We start from the raw sequence: 22,747 nt of genomic DNA, 5'->3' as shown, positions 1-22,747 counted from the left end.
CGACGGAAGCACAACTCACCAACGCCGACCGAAACGCAGCCCACCAACGCCCTCCACGGCGGCTACCGACGCGCTGACATCGGTGCGCTGACCCCCCGTCACGCGATTGGCCCTCAGGCGGTCGTTTCACCACACTTCTTGGGTGATATGAGCGTAATGTCCAACTAGCGCTGGCGGCGCCACCATGCCGATGGGTGGCCATTGCGCGTCAAGAACAGGAGACCCCTATGTCCACGACCGACATCCTCGTGGCCCGAGGAACGCGGCTCGCCGCCGGAGCGGGCGCGCTGACCACGGTTGTCGCCCTCGGAGCGGCGCTGCTCGCCGCGGCGCCGGCCCAGGCGACTCCCGCGAAGCCGAAGCCGTACGGCATCGTCACCGCCAAGGGGGGAGTGAACGAGCGTCAGTACCCCAGCACCGACTCCTCCGTGGAGGGGCATCTGGGCCACCGCGCGCACGTCGGTCTGGTGTGCAAGGTCCGTGCCCAGAACGTCATGGGCAACACCGTCTGGTTCCTGACCCGGGACGGCGTGCGCGGGGGTCGCTACCCGACCTGGGTGTCGGCGAAGTTCGTGACCAATTCCGGTGCCGTCAAGTACTGCAAGGACCTTTCGCGGAGCCATATGGAGCCCATTGACCCGGCGAAGCCCGGCAACGGCTGATCCGCGGCCCCGCGCGGCGCCCTGACGGTCGTAGGGCGCCCCGCGGAGCGCGTGCGGGGCCCGGCCCCGGTGCCTCCGGGTGCCGGGCCGGGCCCCCGGTGCCTCCGGCGCAGCGCCGCACCCCTTCCCTCTTCCGTATTACTGGAACACGTTCTACTGTGCCCCTCGACCCGGCATCCGACGGCCCGTCAGGAACCCGGAACAGGAAGCGGCCATCGGCGCCGGGCGACTCGCACCGGACGAACTGGAGGGGCCGTGCACCTCGAATACACCCCCGGACAGCAGCAGTTGCGCGCCGAACTGCGGACGTACTTCGCCGGACTGGTGCCGGACCGCGCCTACGCCAGGTACACCGAGCCCGCCGCCCAGAAGCGTTTCTACCGCGAGACCGTGCGCCGCCTGGGCCGCGACGGCTGGCTCGGGGTCGGCTGGCCCACGGAGTTCGGCGGGCGGGGCATGAGCCCGATGGAACAGTTCGTCTTCTTCGACGAGGCGGCGCAGGCGGGCGTCCCGCTGCCGCTGATGGCGCTGAACACCGTCGGCCCGACGATCATGCAGTACGGCACCGACGAGCAGAAGGCCTACTTCCTGCCCCGGATCCTCTCCGGCGAGATCGACTTCGCCATCGGCTACAGCGAACCGGACGCCGGGACGGACCTCGCGGCGCTCAGGACCCGCGCCATACGCGAGGGCGACGAGGAGACCGGCCACTACGTCGTCAACGGGCAGAAGATCTGGACGACCAACGGCGACACCGCCGACTGGGTGTGGCTCGCGGTACGGACTGCCTTCGAAGATCCTGCTGCCCCGCCCCACAAGGGCATCACCATGCTCCTCGTCCCCACCAGCGACCCCGGCTACTCCTGCACCCTGATCAACACCCTCGCCTCGCACGACACCACCGCCAGCTACTACGAGAACATCACCGTCCCCGCCGCCCGCCGCGTCGGCGAGGAGAACAAGGGCTGGCGGATCATCACCAACCAGCTCAACCACGAGCGGGTCACCCTCGCCGCGCACGGCACCATGGCCATCCGCGCCCTGCACGACGTGCAGCGCTGGGCCGCCGACACCAAGCTCGCCGACGGCCGCCGGGTCATCGACCTGGGCTGGGTCCGTGGACGGCTGGCCCGCACCCACACCAGACTGGACGCCATGAAGCTGCTGAACTGGCAGATGGTCGACGCACTCCAGAAAGGCACCCTCACCCCGCAGGACGCCTCCGCGGTCAAGGTCTACGGCTCCGAGGCCCGCAGGGACGCCTACGCCTGGCTGATGGAGGTCGTCGGCTCGGCCGGCCCCCTCAAGGAGGGCTCGGCGGGCGCCGTACTCCACGGCGAACTGGAGCGCGGCTACCGCTCGGCCGTCATCTTCACCTTCGGCGGCGGCAACAACGAGATCCAACGCGAGATCATCTCCTGGATCGGCCTCGGGATGCCCCGCGTACGGCGCTGACACGGCTCGGGAGGTGCGGTGATGACAGGCGACCCCGGACTCTTCGGCCCCCGCTCGGTGACCTGGCAGATGCACGGCGACCCCATGATGTGGATAGCGGGCGTCCGCGCGCTGTACCTCCAGGCACTGCACCCGCGCGCGGTACGCGGAGTGATGCAGAACTCCGCCGCCTTCCAGAACAACGAGAGGGGCAGCCGGGACGCCTGGGGCCGGCTGATGCGGACCGCGAACTTCGTCGGCACCCTCACCTACGGCACCACCGAAGCCGCCGAGCAGGCCGGCGCCAGGGTCCGCGCCCTCCACCGCCGGCTGACCGCCACCGACCCGGCCACCGGCGAACGCTACGGCGTCGACGAACCGGCCCTGCTGCTGTGGGTGCACTGCGCCGAGATCGACTCCTACCTGCACGTACTGCGCCGCTCCGGCTACCCCGTCAGCGACGCGCAGGCCGACGCCTACCTCCACGAGCACCGCGAAAGCGCCCGGCTCGTCGGCCTCGACCCGGCCGGGGTTCCCGGCGACCGCGCCGCGCTCGCCGCCTACTTCGCCCGCGTACGGCCCGAACTCGCCCTCACCCCCGAAGCCCGCCAGGTGGACGCCTTCCTCCGCAGGCCACCCACACCCGCCCCGCTCGTCCCCGCCCGGTGGCTGCTGTGGACGCGCGTCGCGGACCTCGCCTACGGCGCACTGCCCCCGTACGCGCACGCACTGTACGGGCGGCCGGCACCCCCGCCCGCCACCGTCACCCGGCAGCTGCGCGCCGCCGGCCGCGCCCTGCGGGCCGTTCCCCCCGCCCTCCGCTGGCAGCTGCCGCCCCAGCACATCCTGCGCGCCGTGGCGCGACTCGGCCCCGGCGCCCGCCCAGCGCCCTACAAGCTGTGCCGTTCCGCCGCCATACTGGGCGGGCAGGACACGCAGGGGGAGCTGCGCGCCTGAAAGCGGGGACGGGGGCGGCGATACGCGATGGCGGAAAACAGGCTCGTGCAAGGGCGGTACCGGCTGCTCGACACCATCGGGCGCGGCGGCATGGGCGAGGTATGGCGCGCCCTCGACGAATCACTCGGCCGGCAGGTCGCCGTCAAATGCCTCAAGCCCATGGGGCCGCGCCACGAACCGGGGTTCCTGCGGGTGCTGCGCGAACGCTTCCGCCGCGAGGCCCGGGTCGCGGCCGCCCTCCAGCACCGCGGTATCACCGTCGTCCACGACTTCGGCGAGGACGACGGCACCCTGTTCATCGTCATGGAGCTGCTCAGCGGCCGTAACCTCAGCCAGCTGATGGACGACAACCGGCGCGCGCCGCTGCCCGTCCCCGACGTCATCGAGATCGCCGAGCAGCTCACCGCCGCACTCGCCTACACCCACGAACAAGACATCGTGCACCGCGACCTCAAGCCCGCCAACATCGTCCGGACCACCGACGGCACGGTCAAGATCTGCGACTTCGGTATCGCCCGCCTCAACCACGACATCGGCTTCACCGCCCGGCTGACCGGCACCGGCGTCGCCATGGGCACCCCGCACTACATGTCGCCCGAGCAGATCGGCGCCGGCACCGTCGACCACCGCAGCGACCTCTACTCCCTGGGCTGTGTGCTCTACGAGATCGCCACCGGCGCCCCGCCCTTCAACCAGGACGACGCCTGGTCGGTGCTGGTCGGACACCGCGACACCGCCCCGGAACCGCCCCGCACCCAGCGCCCCGACCTGCCCGAGCCCTACCAGCGGATCATGCTCGACCTGCTCGCCAAGGACCCCGACGACCGGCCCCGGGACGCCGACGAACTCGGCAAACGCCTCGCCGACGCCCGGCACCGGCAGGGCACCGCCGGCACCCCGGCGACGGACACCGCCGCGACGGCGCCCACCGTACGGATGCCGTCCTGGGCCCTCGGCATCACCACCGGCTCCCCGGCGAACTCCGCCCGGCCGCCCCGGCCGGCCCGCCCCCACCGGCCCGCCGACGTCCTCACCGACACCTGGACCGGCGGGCACGGCACCCAGCGCCGCGAGGCGTCCCCGGCCGCCGGCACCGCCCTCCCGGCACCCTCCGACGACGCCCCCGACGACCCGCACGCCCTCACCGCCCTCCTGGAGACCAGCTACGCACTGGGCAGGCTCGGCCGCCACTTCGAGGCGCACCAGATCGCCGTCCAGGTCCTGGCGGGACGTGAGCGGACCCTGGGCCCGGACCACCCCGACACCCTCGGCTGCCGCCACCACCTCGCGTTCAACCTCGCCCGGCTGGGCCGGCTGGAGGACTGCTGCGCCATGGCCGGGGAAGTGGCCGGGGCGCGCGCCCGGGTGCTCGGCCCCGGCCATCCCGACACCCTCGCCACCCGCTACGAACTCGCCTACGTACAGGGCCGGCTGGGAAAGTGGGCGGAGGCGCTGCGGTCCTACCAGGAAGTCGCCGCGGCCCGCACCGGGACGCTCGGCCCCGCGCACCCCGACACCCTCGCCGCCCGCTACGAGGTCGGCATCAGCCTCGGCCGGCTGGGCCGCGGCGCCGAAGCCCTGGCCGTCTACCGCGACCTGGTGGCGGCCCGCACCCGCGCCCAGGGCGCAGACGACCCCGAGACCCTGCGCGCCCGGCACGGCCTGGGCGTCAACCTCGGACGGCTCGGCCGCTGGACGGAAGCGCTCGCCGAGGCCCGCGAGGTGGCCGCGGCACGCGAACGGGCACTGGGCGCCGACCACCCCGACACCCTGGTCAGCCGCCGCGAGATCGCCGTGGCACTCGGCTGGCTGGGCCGCTGGGCGGAGGCACTGGGCATCCACCGCCAAGTCGCCGACGCCCGCGAACGCGTCCTGGGCGCCGCCCATCTCGACGCGCTCGCCAGCCGCAGCGACCAGGCCCAGTGCCTGGACCAGCTCGGCCGCCCGGCCGACGCGGCCGCCCTCTACCGCCGGGTCGCGGCACTGCGCCAGGAACGCGCCACCGGCCGCCGGTAGACGTCACCCCGGCCGCCGGGTTCAGTTCGTGCCGACCCGGTAGAGCACCGTGGCATGCGGCGGCACGTTCTCCGCGACGATCGCCCCGCCACTGGAGCGGGTACGGCCGGTCACCAGATCCCGCATCCGGTACGCACCCGCACCCGGCAGCCCCGCCGCCTCGGCCGTCGTCGACAGCGTGCGCGGCGTATCACCCGAGTTGAACAGGGCCACCGCCCGCTCGCCGTTCGCCAGCGGCTTGGACAGCACCGTGAACCCGTCGCCCTGCCCCACCACCTTCCCCTGGACCCCCAGCGGATCCTGGTCGACGGCGATGACCTGCTCGTTCCCCAGCACCTCGCGCGCCGCGGGCGACAGCTCACCCAGATCCGTACTGGAGATCAGCGGCGCAGCCATCACCGCCCACAGCGACATCTGGCTCTGGATCTCGTGCCGGGTCAGCCCCGAGTCACCGGCCAGCAGAAAATCCGGGTCGTTCCAGCGTCCTGGCCGCTGCAGGCCCGCCAGCCCCGCGTTGTAGCGGAAGTTGTAGGCGATCGACGACCACTTCGTGGCCGGGGACTGCTGCTCCATCGCGATGTCCCGGCCGCCCCGCCACAGATTCCCCAGCTTCGAGGACCAGCGGATGACCTTGTGCCACACCTTGTCCCCCGCGTACTGGAAATAGGCCGGCGCGGACACCGAGAAGGTGATGTCCCGGCCGGTGTCCTCCAGCGCCCGGCTCTGCTGCCGGTACAGATCGTGATACGTCTCCTCCTTGGTGCGCCCCGGAGCGGTCGGCACATTGCAGCCGTCGGCCTTGAGATAGTCCACCTTCCAGCGCGCGAACTGGGCCGCGTCCTGCGGGAAATGACCGAAGCTGCCCGGATACTTTCCGCAGGTCAGCGTGCCCACATCTTCGTAGATGCCGAACTTCAGCCCCATCTGGTGCAGCTGCCGGCCGACATACGCCATGCCGTGCGGGAACTTCTCCGGGTCCGGCACCAGTTCCCCGTCCGGGCCGCGCTGCTTGGCCATCCAGCAGTCGTCGACGGTCACCGTGTCATAGCCCTTGTCCGCCAGACCGGTGCGTACCAGCGCCCGCGCATTGTCGAGGACGACCTTCTCGTTGACCTCGCACAGGTAGTACGACCAGTTGTTCCACCCCATCGGCGGCGTAGGGGCCACGTTCGGATACGCCGCCGCATGCGCCCCGGCACGCTTGGGGCCGGGCACACGGGGCGGATCGGGAACAGCGGAGGCGGGGCCGGTGGCCGCGAGCAGTGCCGCCGCGCACGCCGCGAGGGCGGTCAGCCCGGCGACGGCGCGGCCGATACGGGGTACCGACGGGTGGGACACGGGTCACCTCACGGAGGGCGGAACGGCCGGATCACGGATGGGCGGGACGGCCTGAGCGCGGACGGTGGGACGGCCTGAGCGCCGCACCAACGGGCCGGTGCCGGCAACGACGCACCGGCCGGACGCTAGAATCCGGCACCCGCCCGGTCAAGAAGCCCCACCGGCCGCGCCGGAGGATTCAGCCGCCTGCGCCTGGCCCGCACCCCCTCCACGTGCTACGAAGAGGCATGCCGGAACGGACTTCGTACGACGTGGTCATCGTCGGCGGCGGGCACAACGGACTGGTCGCCGCCGCCTATCTCGCACGCGCCGGACGCAGCGTGCTGATGCTGGAGCGGCTGGACCACACCGGTGGTGCCGCCGTGTCGACCCGGGCCTTCGCCGGCGTCGACGCCCGGCTGTCCCGCTACTCCTACCTCGTCAGCCTGCTGCCACCGAAGATCGTGCGGGACCTCGGGCTGCGCTTCGCGGTCCGCAAACGCACCGTCTCCTCCTATACCCCCGCCGTACGCCAGGGCCGGCCCACCGGCCTCCTGGTCGGCGGCGGCCCGCAGCGCACCCGCAAGGCGTTCGCCGAACTCACCGGATCCGACCGGGAGTTCACCGCCTGGCAGCGTTTCTACGGCAGCACCCACCGGCTCGCCGAACGCGTCTTCCCGACCCTCACCGAACCGCTGCCCACCCGCGCCGCACTCCGCGCCAGGATCGACGACGACGCCACCTGGCACGCCCTCTTCGAACGCCCCCTGGGCGAGACGATCGAGGAGACCTTCACCGACGACCTGGTACGCGGAGTCGTCCTCACCGACGCCCTCATCGGCACCTTCGCCACCGCCCACGACCCCTCACTGCGCCAGAACCGCTGCTTCCTCTACCACGTCATCGGCGGCGGCACCGGCGACTGGGACGTCCCCATCGGCGGCATGGGCGCACTCACCGACGCGCTCGCCGACGCCGCCCGCCGCGCCGGCGCGGAGATCGTCACCAGCTGCCCGGTCACCGGCATCGCCACGGACGGCCGGACCGCGGAGGTCACCAGCGCACAGGGCACGATCGGCGCCCGCCGGGTCCTGGTCAACGCCGCACCCCGGGAACTGGCCCGCCTCCTCGGCGAAGCCCCGCCGCCACCCGCCGACGGCGCCCAGCTCAAGGTCAACATGCTGCTCACCCGGCTGCCACGGCTGCGCGACACCCGCGTCGACCCACGGGAGGCCTTCTCCGGCACCTTCCACATCGCCGAGGGATACCAGCAGCTGGAGACCGCCTACCAGCAGGCCGCCGCCGGCGAACCGCCCACCGCCCCGCCCTCCGAGATCTACTGCCACTCCCTGACCGACCCCTCCATCCTCGGCCCGGACCTCGTCCGCCAGGGCTACCAGACCCTCACCCTCTTCGGGCTGCACACCCCCGCGCGGCTGTTCACCGCCGACACCGCGGCGCAGCCGGCCACCCGCGACCGGCTGCTCGCCGCCACCCTCGCCGAACTGGACAACCACCTCGCCGAGCCACTCGCCGGCTGCCTGGCCAGGGACGCCGACGGCCGCCCGTGCATCGAGGCCCGCAGCCCGCTCGACCTGGACCGCGAACTGGGCCTGCCCGGCGGCAACATCTTCCACCGCGACCTGGCATTCCCGTACGCGGAACCCGACGACCCGGCGACCGGCGGCGAGGCGACCGCCCCCGGCCGGTGGGGCGTGGCCACCGGGCACCCCAACGTCCTGCTGTGCGGAGCGGGCGCGGTCCGCGGCGGCGGAGTCAGCGGCATCCCCGGCCACAACGCGGCGATGGCGGTACTGGAGGAGGACGCCGCCGCGGGCACCGGCGGCACGGGTGGGTAGGGGCGGGGCCGGGTGGGGACGTGGCTGGGGTGGCGGCGCGGCTGGGGTAGGGATGCGGCTGGGGTGGCGGCGCGGCTGGGTGGGGGCGCGGCTGGGGTGGCGGCGCGGCTGGGTGGGGACGTGGCTGGGCAGCGACGCGGCTGGGCAGCGACGCGGCTGGGTAGGCATTGGCCTGGGGGCCGGTGGACCCTTAGGGGACGTCCCCTAATGGTCCACCGGCCCCCGGAGCACGGGCCGTCCGCACGGAGGGAACCTCCGACGCGGCAACGAAAGACCTGACGCAGCATCAGAAAATCTCTTCCCTCGTACGGCCCGCTGCGGCATCCTGCGCCCATGCAGACGGAGCTGAGCAACACGCTGGGAGTCGAGCACGCCCTCTTCGGGTTCACGCCCTTCCCCGCGGTCGCCGCCGCGATCACCCGGGCCGGCGGCTTCGGGGTGCTCGGCGCGGTCCGCTACACCGCGCCCGGTGAACTGGCTCGTGACCTCGACTGGATGCAGGACCACACGGACGGCAAGCCGTACGGCCTCGATGTGGTGATGCCTGCCAAAAAGATCGAGGGCGTCACCGAGGCCGACGTCGAGGCGATGATCCCCGACAGCCACCGCCAGTACGTCGCGGACCTCCTCGCCAAACACCAGGTGCCGCAACTCGCCGAAGGCGAAGCGTCCGGCTGGCGGATCACCGGCTGGATGGAACAAGTCGCCCGCTCCCAGCTCGACGTGGCCTTCGACTACCCCATCAAGCTGCTCGCCAACGCCCTGGGCTCACCGCCCCCCGACGTCATCCAGCGCGCCCACGACCACCACATCCTCGTCGCCGCACTCGCCGGCAGCCCCCGCCACGCCCGGCACCACAAGGACGCCGGCATCGACATCGTCGTCGCCCAGGGCTACGAAGCCGGCGGCCACACCGGCGAGATCGCCACGATGGTCCTCACCCCGGAAGTCGTACGAGCCGTCGACCCACTGCCGGTCCTCGCCGCCGGCGGCATCGGCACCGGCGAACAGATCGCCGCCGGGCTGGCACTCGGCGCCCAGGGCGTCTGGCTCGGCTCGATCTGGCTCACCACCGAGGAAGCCGAGCTCCACTCCCGCCGGCTCACCGCGAAACTGCTCGCCGCCGGCCCCGGCGACACCGTCCGCTCCCGCGCCCTGACCGGCAAACCCGCCCGCCAGCTGCGCACCGAATGGACCGACGCCTGGGACGACCCCAACGGCCCCGGCACCCTCCCCATGCCGCTCCAGGGACTGCTCGTCGCCGAGGCCAACTCCCGTATCCAGCGGTACGAGATCGAACCGCTGCTCGGCACCCCCGTCGGCCAGATCGTCGGCCGCATGAACAGCGAACGCAGCGTCCAAGCCGTCTTCGACGACCTCACCCGCGGCTTCGAACGGGCCATCGACCGCATCAACCGCATCGCGGGACGCACCTGACCCGGGACGCACCTGGCCGGGACGCACCTGACCGGGACGCATGTGCCCCGGATACGCACCTGACCTGGCCACACCCGACCCAGCCGCACCTGACCTGGACGCACCTGACCTGGACGCATCTGAGGAGGCACCCACCCCATGTCCGAGACCCCCAACGGCTTCTGGGCGCAGGCCACCGCCGACCCGGACCGCACCGTCCTGATCGCCCCGGACGGCGAGGAGTGGACCGCCGGCCGGCTGCACGCCGCGGCCAACCAACTGGTCCACGGACTGCGCGCCGCCGGCCTGGACCGCGGCGACGCCTTCGCCGCCGTCCTCCTCAACGGCGTCGAATTCCTCACCGCCTACCTCGCCGCCTCCCAGGCCGGCCTCTACCTCGTCCCCGTCAACCACCACCTCGTCGGCCCGGAGATCGCCTGGATCGTCGCCGACTCCGGAGCCAAGGTCCTGATCGCCCACGAACGCTACAAAGACGCCGCCCGGCACGCCGCCGACCAGGCGAAACTCCCGGCCGACCGGCGCTACGCCGTCGGCGCCATCGACGGCTTCCGCCGCTACGCCGAACTCCTGGACGGCCAACCGGAGTCCGCCCCCACCGACCGCACCCTCGGCTGGGTCATGAACTACACCTCGGGCACCACCGGACGCCCACGCGGTATCCGCCGCCCGCTGCCCGGCAAACCCCCGGAGGACACCTACCTCGGCGGATTCCTCGCCATCTTCGGCATCCAGCCCTTCGACGACAACGTCCACCTGGTCTGCTCGCCGCTCTACCACACCGCCGTACTGCAATTCGCCGGCGCCTCACTGCACATAGGGCACCGCCTCGTCCTCATGGACAAATGGACGCCCGAGAACATGCTGGCCCTCATCGACAACCACCGCTGCACCCACACCCACATGGTCCCCACCCAGTTCCACCGCCTCCTCGCACTCCCCGAAGAGACCCGCGCGGCATACGACGTGACCTCGATGCGGCACGCCATCCACGGCGCCGCACCCTGCCCCGACCACGTCAAACGCGCCATGATCGACTGGTGGGGCGGCTGCGTCGAGGAGTACTACGCGGCGAGCGAGGGCGGCGGCGCCTTCGCGACCGCCGAGGACTGGCTCAAGAAGCCCGGCACGGTCGGCAAACCCTGGCCCATCAGCGAACTCGCCATCTTCGACGACACCGGAAACCGCCTCCCCGCCGGCGAACTCGGCACGGTCTACATGAAGATGACCACCGGCGGCTTCAGCTACCACAAGGACGCCGGCAAGACGAAGCAGAACCGCATCGGCGACTTCTTCACCGTCGGCGACCTCGGCTACCTCGACGAGGACGGCTACCTCTTCCTCCGCGACCGCAAAATCGACATGATCATCTCCGGCGGCGTCAACATCTACCCCGCCGAAATCGAATCCGCCCTCCTCAGCCACCCCGCCGTCGCCGACGCGGCCGCCTTCGGCATCCCGCACGACGACTGGGGAGAGCAGGTCAAGGCCGTCGTCGAACCCGCCGAAGGGCACACGGCGGGCCCCGCACTCGCCGACGACATCCTCGCGCACTGCGAACAGCACCTGGCCGGATACAAGCGCCCCCGTACGGTCGACTTCATCGCGGCCATGCCCCGCGATCCGAACGGCAAGCTCTACAAGCGGCGCCTGCGCGACCCGTATTGGGAGGGCCGGGAGCGGGCGGTGTAGGACGGCGGTGGCGCGGGGGCGCCGGTCAACGGCCTACGGGCGGCGGAACCGCTGGGCAGTCGGCCGGGCGCCTTGACCCCGATGGGGCCGCGGCCGAGGATCGCGCCATGATGCGAGCGCTGAGCAATACGGTCGACGGAGTCCTGCGGCGCAGCGCGCGCCGGGTGCCGGGACGGACGGCGGTACGGTACGGGGAACGCGCCTGGACCTACCGCGAGCTGGACGACGCGGTGACCGCCGCGGCCCGGCTACTGCTGGCCGACGGACTGCGCACCGGCGACCGCGTCGCCGCCTACGGCCACAACTCCGACGCGTATCTCATCGGCTTCCTGGCCTGCGCTCGCGCCGGACTGGTGCATGTCCCGGTCAACCACAGCCTCACCGGCGAGGATCTGCGCTACACCCTGGAACAGTCGGGCAGCACACTCGTACTCGCCGACCCCGCACTCGTCCACCACCTGCCGGACTCCATCCGCAGGCTGCCCCTCCGCGACGCCCCCGACAGCCTGTTGGAACGGCTGCCCGGCGCCCTAGAAGGGGCGGGTGCTCCCGGCCTGGCAGGCGCTCCCGAATCGGCCGCTGCCCGCGAATCCGCCGGTGCCCCCGAACCGGTCAGGCCCCTCGAACCGGCCGGCGACCCCTTCCGTGCGGCAGACGCCGGCGACGACGGCTCCCTCGTCCAACTCCTCTACACCTCAGGGACCACCGCCCTCCCCAAGGGCGCGATGATGACGCACCGGGCCCTGATCCACGAATACACCAGCGCCGTCGTCGCCCTGGACCTCAAAGAGACCGACCGCCCGCTGCACTCGCTCCCGCTCTACCACTCCGCCCAGATGCACGTCTTCCTGCTGCCGTACCTCATGGTCGGCGCGGAGAACACCATCCTCGACGGGCCCGACCCGGCCCGGATCTTCGACCTGGTGGAAGCCGGCCGGGCCGACAGCCTGTTCGCGCCGCCCACCGTATGGATCGCGCTGTCGAACCACCCGGACTTCGCCGTCCGCGAGCTGACCGCACTGCGCAAGGCGTACTACGGCGCCTCGATCATGCCGCTCCCGGTCCTGGAACGGCTGCGCGCCCGGCTGCCCGGACTCGCCTTCTACAACTGCTTCGGGCAGAGCGAGATCGGGCCGCTGGCCACGGTGCTCGGCCCGGAGGAGCACGAAGGCCGGATGGACTCCTGCGGACGACCGGTGCTGTTCGTGGAGGCACGTGTGGTGGACGAGACGGGCGAGGAGGTGCCGGACGGCGAACGCGGGGAAGTCGTATACCGCTCCCCGCAGCTGTGCAGCGGCTACTGGGGCAAGCCGGAAGAGACCGCCGAGGCGTTCCGGGACGGCTGGTTCCACTCCGGGGACCTCGCCATCCGTGACGCCGAGGGCTATCTCACGGTGGTCGACCGGGTCAAGGACGTCATCAACTCCGGCGGTGTCCTGGTCGCCTCGCGCCAGGTGGAGGACGTCCTCTACGAGCATCCGCAGGTGGCGGAGGTCGCGGTCATCGGGCTGCCGGACGAGCACTGGATCGAGGCGGTGACGGCGGTGGTCGTACGGCGCACCGGCGGGGACGGGATCGGCGACGGGGCATCGGACGGGAACGGCGACGGCGCGGCCGGGCAGGCCGTGGGGCAGGAACTGCTGGGGGAGCAGGAACTGATCGATCTGGCCCGCGCGCGCCTCGCGTCGTTCAAGGCGCCCAAGCGGGTGATGTTCGTGGACGCGCTGCCGCGCAACGCCAGCGGCAAGGTCCTCAAGCGCGAACTACGGGACCGGTTCGGCGCATCCTGAACCTGGCCCCGCCCCACCCTGGACCTGCCGCCGCCCCACCCTGACCCCGTCCTGACCTGGGCCTCGGCGGATCCTGAGCAGGGCCCGGCGCTGCGCGAAGGGCGACTGTCAGTGCCTCCTGCCATGCTGTGAAAACGGCAGCAGAACGCACACCCGACACCGTCCCACCCAGCCCCCACCCAGCCCCGTACCAGGTCCCACCCCAGCCCCGTACCAGCGCATCACCAGCCCAGCACACCGGAGGAGCAGGACCCATGCTGACGACCCATTACGTCCCGGGCACGCCGAACTGGATCGACCTCGGCGCGCGCGACATCGACGCCACCGTCGCCTTCTACACCACCGTGTTCGGCTGGACCTTCCAGTCGGCCGGCCCGGATGCCGGCGGCTACGGCTTCTTCCAGCTCGACGGCAAGACCGTCGGCGCCGTGGGCCCGTGTACCGAGGAGGGCGCGAACCCCGCCTGGACGGCGTACTTTCACACCCCCGACGCCGACGCCACCCTCAAATCCGTGGAGCAGGCCGGCGGCTCCGTCCGCGTCCCGCCGATGGACGTCTTCACCGCCGGCCGGCTGGCCGGATTCACCGACCCGACGGGCGCCGAGTTCGCCGTCTGGCAGCCGGGCGACGTCAAGGGCCTGGAAGCCGTCATGGAGCCGGACACGCTCTGCTGGACCGAGCTGTACACCACCGACGCGGCCGCCGCGAAGGACTTCTACCACTCGGTCTTCTCCTGGAACTACCAGGACATGCAGATGGGCGGCGACCTGGTCTACTCCGTCGTCTCCTCGCCCGGCGGCGGGAAGGGCGATGACACGGGCCAGGGCGGCATCATGCAACTCCAGGAGGCTCACCTGGCGGCCGGCTCGACATCGGAATGGCACCCGTACTTCGGCGTGACCGACTGCGACGCCACCTTCGCCAAGGCCACCGAAAACGGCGCCACCACCCTGATCCCCCCGATGGACGCCCCGGGCGTCGGCCGCCTGGCCATGCTCAACGACCCCGAAGGCGCCACCTTCGCCCTGATCAAGGGAGACCCGACGATGACGTGAGACCACGAACACCCGACGACATCGACCCCTCCCTCACGACCTCAACTCGTCCCTCACGACCTCAACTCGTCCCTCACGGCCTTGACTCGTCCCTCACGGCCTCGACTCGGACTCGTCCCGTGGCCGCGCATCGACAATGCGCTTGATCTTGCCCACCGAGCGCTCCAGCGTCTCCGGTGCCACGATCTCGACCCCGACCGACACCCCGATACCGTCCTTGACGCCGCGTGCGATCCGGCCGACGGCCGCCGCGCGTTCCTCAGGGGACGCGTCCGGGCGGGCCTCGGCGCGTACGGTCAGCTGGTCCATCCTGCCCTCGCGGGTCAGCCGCAGCTGGAAATGCGGGGCGACACCCGGGGTACGGAGCACGATCTCCTCGATCTGCGCGGGGAAGAGATTGACCCCGCGCAGAATGATCATGTCGTCGCTGCGCCCGGTGATCTTCTCCATGCGACGGAAAGCGGCCCGCGCCGTACCCGGCAGCAGCCGCGTCAGATCACGGGTGCGATAGCGGACGACCGGCATCGCTTCCTTGGTGAGCGAGGTGAAGACCAGTTCACCGTGCTCACCGTCCGGCAACACCTCGCCGGTGATCGGGTCGACCACCTCCGGGTAGAAATGGTCCTCCCAGATGTGCAGCCCGTCCTTGGTCTCCACACACTCCTGGGCGACGCCCGGCCCCATGACCTCCGACAGGCCGTAGATGTCCACCGCGTCGATCGCGAACCGCTCCTCGATCTCCCGGCGCATCTCCTGCGTCCACGGCTCGGCACCGAAGATGCCCACCTTCAGGGAGGTCTTACGGGGATCGACGCCCTGCCGCTCGAACTCGTCCAGCAGCGTGAGCATGTAGGACGGCGTCACCATGATGATCTCGGGGCGGAAGTCCTGAATGATCTGCACCTGCCGGCCGGTCATCCCGCCGGACGCGGGCACGACCGTGCACCCGAGCCGCTCCGCGCCGTAGTGCGCCCCCAGACCGCCGGTGAACAGCCCATATCCGTACGCGATATGGACGGTGTGCCCGGGACGCCCGCCGGCCGCGTGGATCGATCGGGCGACGACATCCGCCCAGGTCGACAGGTCACGCTCGGTGTAGCCGACCACGGTCGGGCGGCCTGTGGTGCCGCTGGAGGCGTGGATGCGGCGCACCTCGCCCCGGGGTACGGCGAACATCCCGAACGGGTAGTTGGCTCGCAGATCATCCTTGGTGGTGAACGGGAACCGGGCGAGATCCCCCAGCGAGCGGCAGTCCTCCGGCTGCACCCCGGCCCGGTCGAAGGACTCGCGGTAGAACGGGACGTGGTCGTAGGCATGGCGCAACGAGGCGCGCAGCCGGGTGAGTTGTAGTTCCCGCAATGCGTCCACGGAGAGTTTCTCCGCTTCGTCGAACGTCTCGCCGCCGCCCGCAGCCGCTTCCCGCATGCAGTGTCACCGTCCTCGTCACCGCTCTCATCTTGACCTACCGATCATTCGGTAGCTGAGCGCGGATCCAAGTAATCAGCGCGCGCCGGGGACGTCAAGGGGCGTGCGCGGCAATGCGGGGCGTCGTCCGTCGAGGTGTGCTCGCGTCTTTGGTTGTCCGGTGCGCGCCCCCTCTCTTGCGCGCACTCGCTCCTCTTGCGCGCTCCCGCCTTCTCTGTCGGCTCGGTCGCGCCTTGTGCCTCTGCCTCGCTGCCTCGCCTCCTTCTTCCTTGTTACGGCAACAATTACGGACCGTAATTAATTCCTCACGGATCCGTCGGGTGGGTCTAGGCTCGGTGTGGTCTACGAGTGAGAAGGACGTCCGATACCGAGGGAGGCTCGCTGTGCGGCTGATCGGCTTGATGTTGAGGTGTCGTACGTGGATTGCCGGTGCCGGCGTCGCTTTGCTCCTGGCGGGGGGCGGTTCCGGGGCCGTCGCGGCGCCCTCGGGTGAGTTGGTGCGGGGAGCCGCCGCGATCACCTCAGTGCACTCTCCGTACGCCCGGCTCCGTCCGATTGCCGTCCTGTCCGCCGAGCGGCTGGCGATCAGTGATCTGGTTGCCGCGGCCAAGTGGGGGACCGGGAGCCCGATCGACGACCCGGTGCGTGAGCGGCAGGTGCTGGACGCGGTTGCCGAGCAGGCGCGTCGGCTGGGTGCCGATCCGGTGGTGACGGTGCGGATCTTCCGGGATCAGATCGAGGCGAGCAAGGTCGTCCAGCGCGGACTGCATCGCGTGTGGGACGCGGACCCCTCCCAGGCGCCGACCGAGCGCCCGGATCTCGGTGAGGTCCGCAAGGAGATCAATCGCATTAGTGGTGAGTTGGTGCGGGCGATCGCGGGGTCTGCCGACGCGCGCTCCGCGCCGTCCTGCGGGCCGGTGTTGGCGGCCGCAGCCGTGCGTGTACGTCACGAGCGGCGCCTCGACGGTCTGCACACGGGAGCCCTGGCCCGCGCCCTGCCCTCCGTCTGTGTTGATGGGGATGGCGGAGAGGGATGAAGGAGCCAGGCCTCGGAGGTCGGCGGCAGTCGGCCGGGAGCTGCTCCTGCCCTTCGCCCCTCGGTCCGCGCGTTCCCCCGCAGCCCCTCCCGTCCCCTGTTACCCCTCCCGTCCCCCCGCCCCCTCGCGTTCGCCTGCCGCCACCGCCTTCGCCCAGCGGTAGTCCGCCTTGCCGCTGGGGGAGCGCTGGATGTGGTCGGTGAAGACGACGGCGCGGGGGATCTTGTAGCCGGCCAGCCGGGTGCGGCAGTGGGTCTGGATGCCGTCGAGGTCCAATGGGCCGCTGCCGTCGCGGAGTTGGACGACGGCGGCGACGCGGTTGCCCCAGCGTTCGTCCGGTACGCCGGCCACCAGTGCGTCGTATACGTCCGGATGGGCCTTCAGTGCCTGTTCGACCTCTTCCGGATAGACCTTCTCGCCGCCGGAGTTGATGCACTGCGAGCCGCGGCCGAGGACGGTGACGATGCCCTCGTCGTCGACGGTCGCCATATCGCCCAGCAGCACCCAGCGGTCGCCGTGTGCCTCGAAGAACGTCTCCGCGGTCTTCTTCGGGTCGTTGTAGTAGCCGAGCGGTACGTGTCCGCGGAGGGCGAGACGGCCCACCTCGCCGGCCGGCGCCAACTCGTGGGTCGCCGGATCCACCACCGCCATACGGGAGTTGACCCGTAGCCGGAAGCCCCGGTCCGGGCCCGAGTCGTCCGTCGCGGTGCCGTTGAAACCGGATTCCGACGAGCCGAAGTTGTTCAGCAGCATCACGTTCGGGACGAGCGCGCTGAACTGGGCGCGTACCGTCTCCGAGAGGATCGCGCCGGAGCTGCTGACGCTGAAGAGGGAGGAGCAGTCGGTGCCCTTGAGGGGGCCGCCGAGCGCGTCGACGAGCGGGCGCAGCATGGCGTCGCCGACCAGCGAGACGCTGGTGACCTTCTCGCGTGCGATGGTCCGCAGCACCTCTTCGGGCACGTATTTGCGGTGGAGTACGACCTTCTGGCCGAAGTGGAAGGCGATGAACGCGGTGAGGGTGGAGGTGCCGTGCATCAGTGGGGGAGTGGGGAAGAAGACGATGCCCTCACCGCCCGCCGCGACCCGTTCGGCCAGCTCATGCGGCCGTTTCACCGGCTCGCCGGTCGGTGCTCCGCCGCCCATCCCGGAGAAGAAGATGTCCTTGTGGCGCCACATCACGCCCTTGGGCATCCCGGTGGTGCCGCCGGTGTAGATGATGATCTGGTCGTCGGCGGACCGCGGGCCGAAGCCGCGCGCGGGTGATCCGGCGGCCTCGGCCTCGGCGAGCGGGACGGGCGGAAGGTGGGGTTCGGGGGCGCCGGCGGGTGGTGTGCCGACCCGTATGAGGTGCCGCAGCTTCGGGGTGTGGGGGAGGGCGGCGGCCACCCGGTCGGTGAACTCCGCGTCGAAGACCAGCGCCACCAGGTCGGCGTCCCGGTAGAGGTAGACCAACTCCTCCTCGACGTAGCGGTAGTTGACGTTCACCGGTACGGCGCGGATCTTCAGGCAGGCGTAGACGGCCTGGAGGTAGGCGACGCCGTTGTAGAGGTGCATCCCGACGTGGTCGCCGGGGCCGATGCCGTGGTCGCTCAGGTGGTGGGCGAGGCGGTTGGCGGCGCGGTCCAGCTCCGCGTACGTCAGCCGCCGTTCGGCGCCGGTTCCGGGATGGTCGGCGTACACCAGCGCCTCGCGGTCGGGGACCGTGTCGACGATCGACTCGAAGAGGTCGGCGAGGTTGTACTCCATGTCTCCTCCAGACCGGGCGGCGTCGGCTTGGCGGTCATTAGAGCGCCGGTGGCGGGAGCAGGGAAGGCCCACGGCGAAGAAAACTGACTACCTGTCAGAAAACTCTTGAAGTCGGGGTACGGCTACTGCAACCTGTTCTAGGTCTGAGACGGGAGGACGTCCATGGGTGGCACGGAACATGGCACGGAACATGGCACGGAACACGGGTCGGAACATGGCACGCCGCACGGGACCGAACATGGCACGGCGCATGGGACGGAACATCTGACGGTCGAGCGCGTCGGCGCCACGCTGGTGCTCACGCTCAACCGGCCGGAGGCGAAGAACGCGCTCTCGCTGTCGATGCTGGTGGGCCTGTACGACGGCTGGATCGAGGCCGACGAGGACGACGGGATCCGCTCGGTCGTCCTGACCGGCGCGGGCGGCGCGTTCTGCGCCGGTATGGACCTCAAGGCCCTGGCCGGCAAGGGCATGGCGGGGGAGCGGTACCGCGACCGCCTCAAGGCCGACCCCGATCTGCACTGGAAGGCGATGCTGCGTCACCACCGCCCCCGTAAGCCGGTGATCGCCGCCGTCGAGGGCCACTGCGTGGCCGGCGGTACGGAGATCCTCCAGGGCACCGACATCCGGGTGGCCGGTGAGAGCGCCACCTTCGGGCTCTTCGAGGTCCGGCGCGGCCTGTTCCCCATCGGCGGCTCCACGGTCCGCCTCCCGCGCCAGATCCCCCGCACCCACGCCCTGGAAATGCTGCTCACCGGCCGCCCGTACACCGCCGCGGAGGCCGAACGGATCGGTCTGATCGGCCATGTCGTCCCCGACGGCACCGCACGGGAGAAGGCCCTGGAGATCGCCGAGCGGATCAACGCCTGCGGGCCGCTCGCCGTCGAAGCCGTCAAGGCGTCCGTCTACGAGACCGCCGAGATGACCGAGACGGACGGCCTGGCGGCCGAACTCGCCCGCGGCTGGCCGATCTTCGACACCGCCGACGCCAAGGAAGGCGCCTCGGCCTTCGCGGAGAAACGCCCGCCCGTCTACCGGCGCGCCTGACCCCCCAGGCCCCCGCAGCCCCCCAGCCCACGGAGCTCAAGGAGTCCCGTATGCCAGAGGTCCTCACGGCGCCCCTCGTCGTGGAATTCCCGTTCACCCGCTCGCTCGGCCCCGTCCAGAGCGCCTTCCTCACCGGGCTCCGCGCACGCACCGTCCTCGGCGTCAGGGCGAGCGACGGCCGGGTGGTCGTACCGCCCACCGAATACGACCCGGTCACCGCCGAGGAGATCCGCGAGCTGGTCGAGGTCGGCACCACCGGCACCGTCACCACCTGGGCCTGGAACGCCCGCCCCCGCCCCGGGCAGCCCCTGGGCACCCCCTTCGCCTGGGCGCTGGTCACCCTGGACGGCGCGGACACCGCCCTGCTGCACGCCCTCGACGCCCCCGGCGCGGAATCCGTACACAGCGGGATGAGGGTGCGCATCCGGTGGGCCGAGGAGCGCACCGGCGCCATCACCGACATCGCCTGCTTCGAGCCGTACGACAGCGAGCCGGGGCGTCAACCCACCGCCCACAGCGGCGAGTTCGCCGACACGGACACAGAGACAAACGCAGACACCGACGCCAACGCCGACGCCGGCCCCGTCACCGGCATCATCGCCCCCGCCAGGCTCGACTACACCTACGCGCCCGGACGGGCCCAGAGCCGCTATCTCAACGCGCTCGTCGACCGCAGGACCGTCGGCGAGCGCTGCCCGGCCTGCCGCAAGGTGTACGTCCCGCCCCGCGGCGCCTGCCCCACCTGCGGCGTCGCCACCGACGAGCAGGTGGAGGCGGGGCCGAACGGCACCGTCACCACCTTCTGCATCGTCAACATCAAAGCCCGCAATCTCGACATCGAAGTCCCCTACGTCTACGCCCATATCGCCCTGGACGGCGCCGACCTGGCGCTGCACGCCCGCATCGGCGGCATCCCGTACGACCAGGTCCGGATGGGGCTGCGGGTGGCGCCCGTGTGGACCGAGGGCGCCCGCTTCCCCGACCACTACCGCCCCACCGGCGAGCCCGACGCCGACTACGACAGCTACAAGGAGCTGATCTGATGCGGGACGTGGCGATCGTCGCCTTCGCGCAGACCGCGCACAGCCGGACCTCCGATGAGCTCTCCGAGGTGGAGATGCTGATGCCGGTCCTCCACGAGGTACTGGACCGCACCGGCCTGAAGACCGCCGACCTCGGCTTCGTCTGCTCCGGCTCCAGCGACTACCTCGCCGGCCGGGCCTTCTCCTTCACCATGGCACTGGACGGCGTGGGAGCGTGGCCGCCGGTCTCCGAGTCGCATGTCGAGATGGACGGCGCCTGGGCGCTGTACGAGGCATGGGTCAAGATCCTCACCGGTGAGGCCGACACCGCCCTCGTCTACGCCTACGGGAAGTCCTCCCCGGGCGAACTGCGCGACGTACTGACGCGGCAGCTGGACCCGTACTACGTGGCGCCGCTGTGGCCCGACTCCGTCGCCCTGGCCGCGCTTCAGGCGCAGGCCCTGATCGACGCGGGAGCCACCGACGAGCGGGCGCTGGCCGGTGTCGCGGCCCGCAGCCGTACGGACGCCGCCGCCAACCCGTACGCGCAGCTCAGCGGCCCCGCCCCGATGGGGGACTACGTCGTGCGGCCGCTGCGTCGCGGCGACTGCCCGCCGGTGAGCGACGGCGCGGCAGCCGTGATCCTCGCCGCCGGGGACACCGCCCGTGCCCTGTGCGCCCGCCCCGCCTGGATACGCGGCCTGGACCACCGCATCGAGGCGCACAGCCTGGGCGTCCGGGACCTCACCGAATCGCCGTCGACGCGCCTGGCCGCCGAACGCGCGGGCGCCTTCGCGCGGCCCGCCGACACCGCCGAACTCCACGCCCCCTTCACCTCCCAGGAGGTCGTACTGCGCCGGGCGCTGCGGCTCGACGACGACGTGACCGTCAACCCCTCGGGCGGCGCGCTCACCGCCAACCCCGTCATGGCCGCCGGCCTCATCCGGCTCGGCGAAGCCGCCGCCCGCATCCACCGGGGCGAGTCGGACCGCGCCCTGGCCCACGCCACCTCCGGCCCATGCCTGCAGCAGAACCTGGTCGCCGTCCTCGAAGGAGAGGGACATGCCGCATAACGAGAGGCTCATGCCGCACAAGGAGCCCGTGGCCGTCGTCGGCATCGGCCAGACCAGGCACGTCGCCGCGCGCAAGGACGTGTCGATCGCAGGACTGGTCCGCGAGGCCGCCCAATGCGCCCTGGAAGACGCCGAGTTGACCTGGGCCGACATCGACGCCGTCGTCATCGGGAAGGCCCCGGACTTCTTCGAGGGGGTGATGATGCCGGAGCTGTATCTCGCGGACGCACTGGGCGCGGTGGGGAAACCGATGCTGCGCGTGCACACCGCCGGATCGGTCGGCGGCTCCACAGCCCTGGTCGCCGCCAACCTCGTCGCCGCCCGCGTCCACGGCACGGTCCTCACCCTCGCCTTCGAAAAACAATCCGAGTCCAACGCCATGTGGGGCCTCTCCCTCCCCATTCCCTTCCAGCAGCCCCTGCTGGCCGGCGCCGGCGGCTTCTTCGCCCCGCACGTCCGCGCCTACATGCGCCGCACCGGCGCCCCCGACACCGTCGGCTCCCTCGTCGCCTACAAGGACCGCCGCAACGCGCTGAAGAACCCGTACGCGCACCTCCACGAAACCGACATCACCCTGGAGAAGGTCCAGGCGTCGCCGATGCTCTGGGACCCGATCCGCTACTCCGAGACCTGCCCGTCCTCCGACGGCGCCTGCGCGATGATCCTCACCGACCGGACCGGGGCCGCGCGCTCGCCGCACCCGCCCGCCTGGGTCCACGGCGGCGCGATGCGCAGCGAACCCACCCTCTTCGCCGGCAAGGACTTCGTCTCACCGCAGGCCGGCAAGGACTGCGCCGCCGACGTCTACCACCAGGCCGGTATCACCGACCCGCGCCGGGAGATCGACGCGGTCGAGATGTATGTCCCCTTCAGCTGGTACGAGCCGATGTGGCTGGAGAACCTGGGCTTCGCCGCGGAGGGCGAGGGCTGGAAACTCACCGAAGCCGGCGTCACCGAACTGGACGGCGATCTCCCGGTCAACCCGTCCGGCGGCGTCCTGTCCACCAACCCCATCGGCGCCTCCGGAATGATCCGCTTCGCCGAGGCCGCCCTCCAGGTACGCGGCCGGGCCGGCGCGCACCAAGTGGACGGCGCCCGGCGGGCGTTGGGCCATGCCTACGGAGGCGGCGCGCAGTTCTTCTCGATGTGGCTGGTGGGCGCCGAACCCCCGCAGAACTGAC

Annotated in this window: 17 protein-coding genes; 14 read left to right on the top strand and 3 right to left on the bottom strand. The window is 71.3% G+C overall.

The features are described from left to right. Positions 1 to 227 precede the first annotated feature (227 nt). From FCH28_RS30915 to FCH28_RS30900, 4 genes are all read left to right on the top strand, one after another. A complete protein-coding gene (locus FCH28_RS30915) occupies positions 228 to 662 on the top strand; it encodes an SH3 domain-containing protein (RefSeq protein WP_136743495.1) in 435 nt (144 codons plus the stop codon). Positions 663 to 917: 255 nt separating this feature from the next. Then, a complete protein-coding gene (locus FCH28_RS30910; RefSeq protein ID WP_136743494.1) occupies positions 918 to 2,117 on the top strand; it encodes an acyl-CoA dehydrogenase family protein in 1,200 nt (399 codons plus the stop codon). 21 nt (positions 2,118 to 2,138) lie between these two features. Then, positions 2,139 to 3,053 carry an oxygenase MpaB family protein gene (locus FCH28_RS30905; RefSeq protein WP_136743493.1) on the top strand — a complete coding sequence of 305 codons (915 nt, stop codon included), beginning with the start codon at positions 2,139 to 2,141 and terminating at the stop codon, positions 3,051 to 3,053. Between the two features lie 27 nt (positions 3,054 to 3,080). Then, a complete protein-coding gene (locus FCH28_RS30900; RefSeq protein WP_136743492.1) occupies positions 3,081 to 5,069 on the top strand; it encodes a serine/threonine-protein kinase in 1,989 nt (662 codons plus the stop codon). 21 nt (positions 5,070 to 5,090) lie between these two features. Here the strand turns inward: FCH28_RS30900 and FCH28_RS30895 are convergent, their stop codons facing one another. Further along, a complete protein-coding gene (locus FCH28_RS30895; RefSeq protein ID WP_136743491.1) occupies positions 5,091 to 6,407 on the bottom strand; it encodes a glycoside hydrolase family 27 protein in 1,317 nt (438 codons plus the stop codon). Positions 6,408 to 6,634: 227 nt separating this feature from the next. Between FCH28_RS30895 and FCH28_RS30890 the strand changes: the two genes are divergently transcribed. The 5 genes from FCH28_RS30890 to FCH28_RS30865 all read left to right on the top strand — a co-directional run bounded on the left by FCH28_RS30890 (position 6,635) and on the right by FCH28_RS30865 (position 14,216). Further along, on the top strand, positions 6,635 to 8,245 hold the full coding sequence (locus FCH28_RS30890) for a phytoene desaturase family protein (protein ID WP_136743490.1): 1,611 nt from the start codon (positions 6,635 to 6,637) through the stop codon (positions 8,243 to 8,245). Between the two features lie 333 nt (positions 8,246 to 8,578). After that, entirely contained in the window at positions 8,579 to 9,682 is a 1,104-nt protein-coding gene (locus FCH28_RS30880; protein ID WP_136743489.1) for an NAD(P)H-dependent flavin oxidoreductase, read from the top strand. A 138-nt stretch (positions 9,683 to 9,820) separates the two neighbouring features. Then, positions 9,821 to 11,371: an acyl-CoA synthetase gene (locus FCH28_RS30875; RefSeq protein ID WP_136743488.1), complete on the top strand. Its 1,551-nt coding sequence runs from the start codon at positions 9,821 to 9,823 to the stop codon at positions 11,369 to 11,371. 107 nt (positions 11,372 to 11,478) lie between these two features. Then, positions 11,479 to 13,161: an acyl-CoA synthetase gene (locus FCH28_RS30870; protein WP_136743487.1), complete on the top strand. Its 1,683-nt coding sequence runs from the start codon at positions 11,479 to 11,481 to the stop codon at positions 13,159 to 13,161. A gap of 254 nt (positions 13,162 to 13,415) precedes the next feature. Continuing rightward, positions 13,416 to 14,216: a VOC family protein gene (locus tag FCH28_RS30865; RefSeq protein ID WP_136743486.1), complete on the top strand. Its 801-nt coding sequence runs from the start codon at positions 13,416 to 13,418 to the stop codon at positions 14,214 to 14,216. A gap of 93 nt (positions 14,217 to 14,309) precedes the next feature. Here FCH28_RS30865 and paaK read toward each other — a convergent pair whose 3' ends face one another. Continuing rightward, positions 14,310 to 15,641, bottom strand: a complete 1,332-nt coding sequence (gene paaK / locus FCH28_RS30860; RefSeq protein WP_136743485.1) for a phenylacetate--CoA ligase PaaK — start codon at positions 15,639 to 15,641, stop codon at positions 14,310 to 14,312. A gap of 401 nt (positions 15,642 to 16,042) precedes the next feature. Between paaK and aroQ the strand changes: the two genes are divergently transcribed. Beyond that, positions 16,043 to 16,678 carry a gamma subclass chorismate mutase AroQ gene (gene aroQ, locus FCH28_RS30855; RefSeq protein WP_136743657.1) on the top strand — a complete coding sequence of 212 codons (636 nt, stop codon included), beginning with the start codon at positions 16,043 to 16,045 and terminating at the stop codon, positions 16,676 to 16,678. Positions 16,679 to 16,777: 99 nt separating this feature from the next. Here aroQ and FCH28_RS30850 read toward each other — a convergent pair whose 3' ends face one another. Next, positions 16,778 to 18,424 carry an acyl-CoA synthetase gene (locus FCH28_RS30850; protein WP_136743484.1) on the bottom strand — a complete coding sequence of 549 codons (1,647 nt, stop codon included), beginning with the start codon at positions 18,422 to 18,424 and terminating at the stop codon, positions 16,778 to 16,780. Between the two features lie 162 nt (positions 18,425 to 18,586). On the opposite strand from FCH28_RS30850, the gene FCH28_RS30845 reads away from it, so the two are divergent. Genes FCH28_RS30845 through FCH28_RS30830 form a run of 4 tightly spaced genes read left to right on the top strand, consistent with a single transcriptional unit; the run spans position 18,587 to position 22,746 of the window. Then, positions 18,587 to 19,471, top strand: coding sequence for a crotonase/enoyl-CoA hydratase family protein (locus FCH28_RS30845; RefSeq protein ID WP_246103401.1), 885 nt, complete (start codon positions 18,587 to 18,589; stop codon positions 19,469 to 19,471). A 50-nt stretch (positions 19,472 to 19,521) separates the two neighbouring features. Further along, complete coding sequence (locus FCH28_RS30840) at positions 19,522 to 20,514, top strand: OB-fold nucleic acid binding domain-containing protein (RefSeq protein ID WP_136743483.1); 993 nt, start codon at positions 19,522 to 19,524, stop codon at positions 20,512 to 20,514. Further along, a complete protein-coding gene (locus FCH28_RS30835) occupies positions 20,514 to 21,566 on the top strand; it encodes a thiolase domain-containing protein (RefSeq protein ID WP_187363968.1) in 1,053 nt (350 codons plus the stop codon). The genes FCH28_RS30840 and FCH28_RS30835 overlap by 1 nt, the downstream gene beginning before the upstream one ends. Beyond that, a complete protein-coding gene (locus tag FCH28_RS30830; protein WP_246103400.1) occupies positions 21,556 to 22,746 on the top strand; it encodes a thiolase domain-containing protein in 1,191 nt (396 codons plus the stop codon). The genes FCH28_RS30835 and FCH28_RS30830 overlap by 11 nt, the downstream gene beginning before the upstream one ends. Position 22,747: the final 1 nt, after the last annotated feature.

This window comes from Streptomyces piniterrae (assembly GCF_005048155.1).
Classification (GTDB): domain Bacteria; phylum Actinomycetota; class Actinomycetes; order Streptomycetales; family Streptomycetaceae; genus Streptomyces; species Streptomyces piniterrae.
Note: the sequence above shows the minus strand (reverse complement) of the source record. Positions and strands in the feature narration are given on the sequence as shown.